8 protein-coding genes are annotated in these 8,384 nt (G+C 71.9%); 2 read left to right on the top strand and 6 right to left on the bottom strand.

All coding sequences use genetic code 11. The features are described from left to right. From ACFWEP_RS27115 to ACFWEP_RS27090, 6 genes are all read right to left on the bottom strand, one after another. The coding region (locus tag ACFWEP_RS27115; RefSeq protein ID WP_387373759.1) for a hypothetical protein at positions 1–553 on the bottom strand (553 nt) is incomplete at its 3' end. A 60-nt stretch (positions 554–613) separates the two neighbouring features. Next, positions 614–1,324: a ribonuclease HII gene (locus ACFWEP_RS27110; RefSeq protein ID WP_387373757.1), complete on the bottom strand. Its 711-nt coding sequence runs from the start codon at positions 1,322–1,324 to the stop codon at positions 614–616. A 326-nt stretch (positions 1,325–1,650) separates the two neighbouring features. Continuing rightward, positions 1,651–3,582: a DUF4153 domain-containing protein gene (locus ACFWEP_RS27105; RefSeq protein ID WP_387373755.1), complete on the bottom strand. Its 1,932-nt coding sequence runs from the start codon at positions 3,580–3,582 to the stop codon at positions 1,651–1,653. Between the two features lie 387 nt (positions 3,583–3,969). Continuing rightward, entirely contained in the window at positions 3,970–4,887 is a 918-nt protein-coding gene (locus tag ACFWEP_RS27100) for an ADP-ribosylglycohydrolase family protein (RefSeq protein ID WP_387373753.1), read from the bottom strand. Between the two features lie 136 nt (positions 4,888–5,023). After that, complete coding sequence (locus ACFWEP_RS27095) at positions 5,024–5,683, bottom strand: histidine phosphatase family protein (protein ID WP_387373750.1); 660 nt, start codon at positions 5,681–5,683, stop codon at positions 5,024–5,026. A gap of 235 nt (positions 5,684–5,918) precedes the next feature. After that, positions 5,919–6,527: a DUF4937 domain-containing protein gene (locus ACFWEP_RS27090; RefSeq protein ID WP_387373747.1), complete on the bottom strand. Its 609-nt coding sequence runs from the start codon at positions 6,525–6,527 to the stop codon at positions 5,919–5,921. Between the two features lie 115 nt (positions 6,528–6,642). Here ACFWEP_RS27090 and ACFWEP_RS27085 point away from each other — a divergent pair, with 115 nt between their 5' ends. Further along, a complete protein-coding gene (locus tag ACFWEP_RS27085; protein WP_387373745.1) occupies positions 6,643–7,599 on the top strand; it encodes a DUF1152 domain-containing protein in 957 nt (318 codons plus the stop codon). 200 nt (positions 7,600–7,799) lie between these two features. Next, on the top strand, positions 7,800–8,348 hold the full coding sequence (locus ACFWEP_RS27080; RefSeq protein WP_387373743.1) for a TerD family protein: 549 nt from the start codon (positions 7,800–7,802) through the stop codon (positions 8,346–8,348). Positions 8,349–8,384: the final 36 nt, after the last annotated feature.

Raw genomic sequence — 8,384 nt, 5'->3', positions numbered from 1 at the left:
GCAGGGTGCCGGCCCGCTCCCGCGCGAGGGACAGCTGCTGGGCCACGTCGCCGGCCGGCTCACCGTTGACGGCGACGACCACGACCGGTCGGCCGGCGGCACGGCCGACCGCCGACAGGTCCGCGAAGAACACGTCGTCGCCGGCTTCGTGCTGCGCCCAGTAAGAGGCCTCGCCGAAGGAGAGTTCGTGCGTGGCCCACGGGTGCTGCTCGCCCGTGGTGAGCACGAGGACGTCGCCCGGGGCGCGGCCGTTGTCGAGCAGCAGGTCGAGGGCCTCCTCGGCGGCGTCGAGCGCGCCGGCGGAAGGGGCCGGAATCACCTGCAGCTGCGGCACGGAACGATTCTCCGCGCGCCCCGACGGGCCGGGGACCGGGTGGGGGCGCTGCGCCGGCGGCGCAGGCCGTGCGGGTCCCGGATGTCCGGGACGCGGTGTGGCCGCGGAACGCGGCCCAGGAACGGGACGGGGGGTCGACGCGGTCCGGCCGGAGGCCGGAACCGCACGGGGACCCTGAGCGCTCTCGTGAATCTGAGGCTCCTCGGGAGTGAGAGGCATGGATGGTTGTCTGTCAAATGCCGATACGACAGGTGTCGGCCGGTGGGTGCGCAAGCGCGATCAGAAATCGAAGCCGAGCTGGCCCCCGCTTTCGAGTGCTGCCGCCTCGGCGGAGAAGCGGACCTTCTTCAGGTGCTGCCACCGCGGCAGCGCGTCGAGGTACGACCAGGACAGGCGGTGGTGGGGGGTGGGCCCCAGCTCCTCCAGCGCCGCCCGGTGCGTCGGTGACGGGTATCCCGCGTTGGCTCCGAAGGCGAACTCGTCGAACTCTCCGGTATCCGCGCCGAGTTCCGCCATCATCGTGTCGCGGTACACCTTGGCGATGACCGAAGCGGCAGCGACTGCGACGCAGGACTGGTCGCCCTTGATGACGGTGCGTACCCGCCAGGGGCTGCCGAGGTAGTCGTGCTTGCCGTCGAGGATCACCGCGTCGGGGCGTACCGGTAGTTCGTCCAGGGCTCGGACTGCGGCGAGACGCAGCGCGGCCGTCATGCCGAGCTCGTCGATCTCCTCGGGGGAGGCGTGGCCGAGGCCGAAGGCGGTGACCCAGTCACGCAGGACGGGGGCCAGCTCGGCCCGGCGCCGGGGCGTGATCAGCTTGGAGTCGGTGAGTCCCTCGGGGGGTCTTCGCAGACCGGTGACCGCAGCGCAGACGGTGACGGGACCTGCCCACGCTCCGCGTCCGACTTCGTCGACACCGGCGACGGTCCGGGCACCGGTGGTGGCACGGAGCGAGCGCTCGACAGTGTGCGTGGGTGGTTCATACGGCATGGCGCCTGACAGCGTACGCCGATGGACGCGGTGGCGACACCCCGGGGGGCCGGGCATTCCGTGAACTGCCGGGCCGCCGCGGTGTACAGCGACCGGCCGGGCATCCGTTCGGGCCGGTCGGGCCGCCCTTTCGGACGGGACCCGTCTCACGCCGGACCGGCCCCGCCAGCCCCGCCGCACCCCCGCCCGGGCGCCACCCGCCCCGCCCAGAGGTGCGCGTGGCCACCCGGAAGTGCCGGGCAACCCAGGAGTGCCCGCGGGCGGACTCCCGAGGGCACTCCTGTCAGCCCTCCGGTCGGCAGGGGACGCGTCCTACTCGGGGCCCGTCAGTACGGGTCGTACTCCGAATCAGCCGGATCGGCCGGGCCGGGCTCGGCAGGGTCACGGTCGCCGGAGTCACCGAAGCCGCCCGTCCCGTCGTCGCACGAGGTCCCGGCCATGTCGACGGGGTGTCCGGCGAGGATGTCCCGCGCCCTCGCCTCGCTCCAGCTCGTGGCGTACCAGGGTTCGTCCGAATCCAGGAGCGCGCGCTGGATCTCCCGGAGCGCGCAGGCCCGCATCCTCTCGTCCGGGATGCCGTCCAGGGCAGGCACGGCGTCGGCCGACAGCTGCTGGAGGTACGTGATGTCGATCGCCTTGCCCTCGCGGTAGCGCTGGACGTTCTGCTCGGCGATCAACCGGTCGGGTGAAGCCAGCCCGAAGGCCAGCACTCCCGCGGCGGCGCTGACGACGACCGCCCGGGGCAGGTGCCGGGCGCCGTACACTCCGGCGGCGATGATCAGCAGCAGGACGACCCCGAGCCACAGCTCGACCGCCGCCACCGAGATACGCAGCCGGGTGAGGCCGAACGCATCGACGTAGAGGTCCATGCGGCGCAGCGCGGAAGCCACGACGACGAGGGTGAGTACGCAGAGGGTGCCGAGCACACCCTTGACCAGCAGGCGGTCCTTCGCTCCCCCGCGCGGGGCGAGCCGGAGGGCCAGAGCGATGACCACCAGGGTCAGCAGAGTGGCCCAGAGCAGCTGCCAGAAACCCTCGCGGGCGTACTCCGCGGGCTTGAGGCCCGTCTCCTTCAGAACCTTGTCGTAGCCGCCGAGCAGCACGACGAGCTGGAGAGCGATGAACGCGGCGAACAGCACGTCGAGCACGATGAGCGGAAGCGCCCACTCCACCCGCCCCCGCGCCCGCCCGGGCCGGACGGTGATCCCGTCCCAGCGTGTGGGGGCGGCGGCCGTACGCGCTGCGGCGAGAGCACCGGCCAGACCGATCGCGAGAAGGAAGAACCGCCAGGGCCCCTCCCCCAGCGAGACGTCCGGCAGGACGTCACCGAGGAGGTCCGCGAAGGCCGCGTCGGCACTCGCGAAGAGCGTTCCGAACACCAGCAGCAGCACCACGGCGACGGCGGCCGTCCGTAGCACGGTGCCCCAGCGCGCCCGCGAGCCGGTGGCCCGTGCTCTGATGCCGCGCCACCCCCATCCGATGCCCGGAATCACCGCGTCCAGCACCCCCAGCGAGCCCGCGAGCACGCCGAACCAGCTCCTGGTGCCGTGCAGGGCGAGCGAACCCAGCGCGGCGGCGGAGACCACGGCGAGGAAGGTCGGCCAGCCCGCGTCCAGCAGCGCCGGGACCACCAGCAGAGCCAGCCCGCCAACCGCCCAGGTCAGCGTCCACGCCCGCGCCCGACGCCCCGCCCTGCGCGCTTCCAGCCAGGTACCGGCCGCAGCGGGCAGGGCTACCAGGAGAAGGTTGATACCGAGACCGTCACCGAGCAGCAGCGCGCTGAGTATGCCAGTGGCGAGGACCGCCACGAGGGTCGCGCCCCCGATGAGCGGCGGGTCCGCGGGGCGGACCTGGGCGAACGTCCCCGGTTGCGCGGGGCGGACCTGGGCGAACGTCCCCGGTTGCGCGGGCCGGGGCTGCTGCCAGGGATTGGCGGGACGGACCGTCACCGGGACGGACGGCGCGGTGACGGTTCCGGGGCGGGCGCCGTGGCCGGAAGGCTTTCCGGCCGGCGAAGATCCGGGCGCTGGGGGCACGGCAGACGGGGGAACGGGAGGCGGGGACACGGGCGCCGAGGCCGCCCCGCCCGGTCCCCCTGATGAACCGGCTGAACCGTTCGGCCCACGGGAACCGTCACGGCCTCCGGCACCACTGGCACCGCCGGCACCACCGGAACCGCCGGATCTCTCGGGCGCACCGGGCGGAGACGGTGTGTCCCGCGGACCCGGTATCCCGGACGGCTGGTCGGACGTAGGCATGGGACCCCTCCCCACGCGGGGCCGCCGTACCGCCGAGCGTCGGCGCGTCACCCGCTGTCTCGTTGCTCGCGCCCCGGCGGAAGCCGTCCGGCGACGCGTGGCCGAAACAGTAGCGGCGCGGCGCCCGGGCTAACCGGCCCAGAGGCCCCTGTGGCAGGACCGTGACACGACGGGCGGCATGCCTGCGGCCTGGCCACCCTCCGCACCCGAAGGCGCCCGATCCGTACAGGCCGGCGCGTCCGTCAAGCCGTACCGACCGGCGCGGAGCCGCACGGTCCAACGGAGCTGCGCGGTACCGAACAAGACCGCGCGGCTCCGTACGGAACCACTCGGAGCCGCGCGGGGCAGTTCGTAACAGCAGGTAACCGCGTGAAACCGCGAAGCCGGTCAGACGCGGGGTTCGGCGGGCACCCAGGAGGGGCGTTCCTCGGTCTGTTCCAGCCACGAGGCAGGCGGGGCACCGGCCGGGGACGCGGCGACGATCCCGCCGACGATGGCACAGGTGGTGTCGACGTCCCCGCCCGCCTGGGCGGTCACCCAGAACGCGTCCTCGTACGATCCGAGGGCGCGGGCCGCCGACCAGAGGGCGAAGGGGACCGTGTCCTGGGCACTGGTGCGACGGCCGTTGCCGAGGACCGCGGCGACCGTCGTGGGGTCCTCGTAGTCGAGCATGTCCTTGGCCCGCCGCAGCCCGGCCACCACCGCGCTGCGCGGCAGCAAGGCGATCACCGCGTCCAGCAGTGCTTCCGGTGAGGGCGGTCCCCCGGGGGAGGCGGCGATGGCCGCGGCGGCGGCCACGGCCATCGCTCCGGTCACGGCCTCGTGGTGCTGGTGCGTGGTGTAGGAGGAGATCTCGGCCTGGTGGGTGGCCTGTTCCGGGTCGTCGGCGTACCAGGCTCCGAGCGGCGCGATGCGCATGGCGGAGCCGTTGCCCCAGGACCCTTGGCCCTGGAAAAGCCCGGCGGCGAGTCCCTGCCAGTCACCGCCCTCACGCACCAGCCGGAGCATTCTGTTCACCGCGGGACCGTATCCGCGGTCGAAGTCGTGGTGTTCGGCGAAGGAGTGGGCCAGCGCGTCCTGGTCGATACGGCCGTGCTCGGCGAGCACCGCCACTACCGAGCAGGCCATCTCGGTGTCGTCGGTCCACTGCCAGGGCCCCGGCGGCAGGGTGCGACTGCGCAGCAGCGGATAGTTGACGGGGACGAAGAACTGGGAGCCCAGGGCGTCTCCGACGGAGAGGCCGCGCAGACTGGCGAGAGTACGTGCGTAACGACGTTCGAAGGTTTCGGAGGAGTAAGAGGTCATCTTCCTGCCACTCTATCCAGTAGTGCCGCTTGTCTGGCGGACCGCTCCGCCCGGCTCCCTGGACATGCCGTCCGGTCCCGGGACAGCGGCTACCGGTCCAGGAACCCGCACCATCCAGTCTCGGCGACCGGCCGCCCTATCCGGTGATGCCGTACGGCTCGGGGGTCCGCCAGCGCGCGAACGGGCGATCGAGCGTGTAGCGGCCGTCGGGCCCGAGCAGCAGTGTCCGGGTCTCGCCGTTGCCGGGGTTGGACAGAGACTCGAACTCGGCGACCGACCAGTGCAGCCAGCGCATGCAGAACAGTCTCATGGTGAGCCCATGCGTCACGAGCAGCACGTTCGGTGGATGGTCGGGGTCCTGGAAACTGCGGTGCAGGCTCTCCAGGAAGGCGCCGACCCGGTCGTAGACATCGGCCCCGGACTCGCCCTGCGCGAAGCGGTAGAAGAAGTGCCCGTAAGCGTCCCGGTTCGCCTTCTGGAGCCGCACGTCGTCAGGGTCCTGCCAGTTTCCCCAGTCCTGCTCGCGCAGCCGGGGCTCCTCGCGCACCCGCACACGGGTGAGGTCGAGCCCGAGCGCGCGAAAGGTCTCGTGGGTCCGGCGGTAGGGGGAGACGTAGACGCTCACCCGCTCCTCGCCGAACACCTCGCGCAGCCGGAGGCCGGCCGTCTCCGCCTGCTGGAGCCCGGTGTGCGTCAGCCGCAGGGCATGGTCGGGCTCACGTTCGTACACCGTGTCGTCCACATTGCCCTCGGACTCTCCGTGCCGTACGAGGACGATGCGCTGCGGTCGTGCCATGGGACGACCCTAGGGCGTGATTCGAACGGTCGCACGGACCGGCCCCCCGGACAGCGCGGGCCCCGGCAGCACGATCCCCGGGCAACACGGGCGACAGGCTGCGCAGGCGACGGGCAACACGGGCGGCAGGCAGCGTGGCGGCGGCGCGAACCGCACCACCGCCGAGCCGCGCGGCCCCACCTCACGGCCCCGCACGCCTCGGGACCCCGGCAGCGGTCGACGGCTGCGGGATCTGTCAGGCCACCGTCCAGGACGGCTCCAGCTGGACGACGTCCCCGGCCAGCGCCAGTACGTCCGTCTCCGTCTCGGCGCGGTCCGACAGTCGCTCGGCGCTCTGGAGCCGGTACTTTCCGCGCTCCGCGCTCGACTGCCACATGGACAGCACCAGGAACTCGTGGCCCGGCGCTTCGCCGAACACCCCCCGCAGCATGCCCGGCGAACCCGCCATGGCCGGGTTCCAGACCCGGTACTGCATGAGCGCGAAGTGTTCCACCCGGTCCTCGCGGACCTTGCTGTGGGCCACCCGGACGACATCGACGTCGGTGAAGTCCGGTTCGAAGCCCGTCTTCACGTCGAAGCGGTGCTCGAACAGCTTGACCTGCGCGTCGCGGTAGGCTCCCGGCCGCCCGGCGGTCGCGGCGTCACCGGCCCGCGCCATGTAGGAGTCGTAGAAAACCCGGCTCTCCCAGAACGCGAAGACGTGGGCGACGTCCGGGCGCCCCCGGCTCCACCCGCCGCCCTGTCCTCGGAACCCCGGCTCATCGAGCAGCCCCGCCCCCTGTCGCTGCCCCTGTTCGAACCCATGACGGTCCACCACGGCGCAGCGCATCCACTTGACCAGCACCGCGCCATCGTACGGCTCCGGGCGTGGCGCGCGTCACTCTCCTGTGGAGAACGTCCGAACTCGTCCCTGGGCCGTGTCTGGCCATGCCCGGTACGGACGGCCCAGAATGATCTCCATGACCGGTCTGCACTCGCATCCCTTGTTCTCCCGGCTGGAACCCGCCCGGCGCGTACTCGTCGCGGGTGCCGGGGGCGGCTTCGACATCTACGCAGGTCTGCCGATCGCGCTCTCCCTCCTGCACCAAGGGAAGGACGTCACGCTCGCCAATCTCACCTTCAGCTCGATCGACAGCCTCCCCCTGGACGACTGGGTCGCTCCGGACGTCGCGGCCGTCACCCCCGAAAGCTCCCCGTATCAGACGTACTTCCCCGAGCGCACCCTCGCCCAGTGGCTCGCGCGGCACGGGTACCCGAGCACCGTCCACGCTCTCGCGCGAGTCGGGGTCCAGCCGCTGCGGGAGGCGTACCGGGCGCTGATCGAGCGCCACGACATCGACGCGGTCGTCCTCGTCGACGGCGGTACGGACATCCTCATGCGAGGCGACGAGTCCGGTCTCGGCACCCCGGAGGAGGACTTGGCCTCCGTCGCCGCGCTCGCCGGGATCGACGTGCCGGAGCGGCTGATCGTCTCCGTCGGATTCGGGGTCGACGCGTATCACGGGGTCAGCCACGGGCTCGTGCTGGAGAACATCGCCGCCCTGGAGCGGGACGGCGCCTATCTCGGGGCGTTCTCCCTCTCCCGTTCGACGCGCGAGGGTGCGCTCTATCTCGACGCGGTCGCGCACGCGCAGGAGAACACCCCCGACCATCCCAGCATCGTCAACGGGTCAATCGCAGCGGCGGTCCGTGGCTCGTTCGGGGACGTACGGTTCACCTCGCGCACCAAGGGCAGTGAACTCTTCATCAACCCCCTGATGTCACTCTGCTTCGCCTTCGAACTGGAGGGCGTGGCCCGCAACTGCCTCTACCTCGACCGAATCGAGGACACTCACCTCCTGCGCCAGGTCAGCAGCCGGATAGAGCTGTTCCGCGAGGAGACCGTCCAGCGCCCGCCCCTCCGCATCCCGCACTGAAGCACCGCCCGACGGCGCGGGCACGCACGGGGCTCGGGGTGACACCCGTCCGTCGGCGCACGGACCGCTTCGCGCCACTTCGGGCCGGGCGTGGCCCGAACCGGCCGCCCGGGGCCAACACGGTTGGATCCGAGCCAAGTTATGGCCATCATCGGGTTGTAGGACCGGACCGGTGGCGCAGCGGCATGAAGGGAAGTCCGATGAGCACCCCCAGCAGCAACCCCAACAAGGACATCGAGAAGGTCGAAGTACGGCTCAAGTGGGATCCCAGCGAGCTCGGTGAACCGCCCAACGACCTCGACCTCATCGCGGGAACGTACGTCTCCGACGCCCCGTTCGGCGACCCCGACTACCTCGTGCACCACGACAGCCGCTCCCCCGACGGCACGATCACCCTGAACCGGGACAGCCGGACCGGCCAGGGGCTCGGGTTCGACGAGGTCATGACCCTGGAACTCGACCGGCTCGCGGAGCGGTACGTACGGGTCGTCGTGGGAGTGGCGATCCAGCAGCGCGACGGCCGCAAGACCTTCGGCACGGTGGCCGGTACCGGCGTGCAGATCCGCGAGGGCTACACCGAACTGGGCGAGGACGACTTCTCGCGCGTCGCCTCGGCGACGGCGGCGGTCGTGGCCGAATTCACCCGGGACGGCGCGGGCGTCTGGGCCTACCACTGGGCACTGCGGGGCTTCGACGGCGACCCGAGTACCTTCGCCGCCGAGATGGGCGGGTCCGGGCCGTCCGTCTGAATGCCCGGACCGCCCGGGTCACGGGTACGGCGAAGG

The sequence above is a fragment of the Streptomyces sp. NPDC060198 genome (assembly GCF_042728415.1).
Taxonomy (GTDB): Bacteria; Actinomycetota; Actinomycetes; order Streptomycetales; family Streptomycetaceae; genus Streptomyces.
The sequence above is the reverse complement of the archived record's forward strand: the minus strand, read 5'-3'. Positions and strand labels throughout refer to the sequence as shown.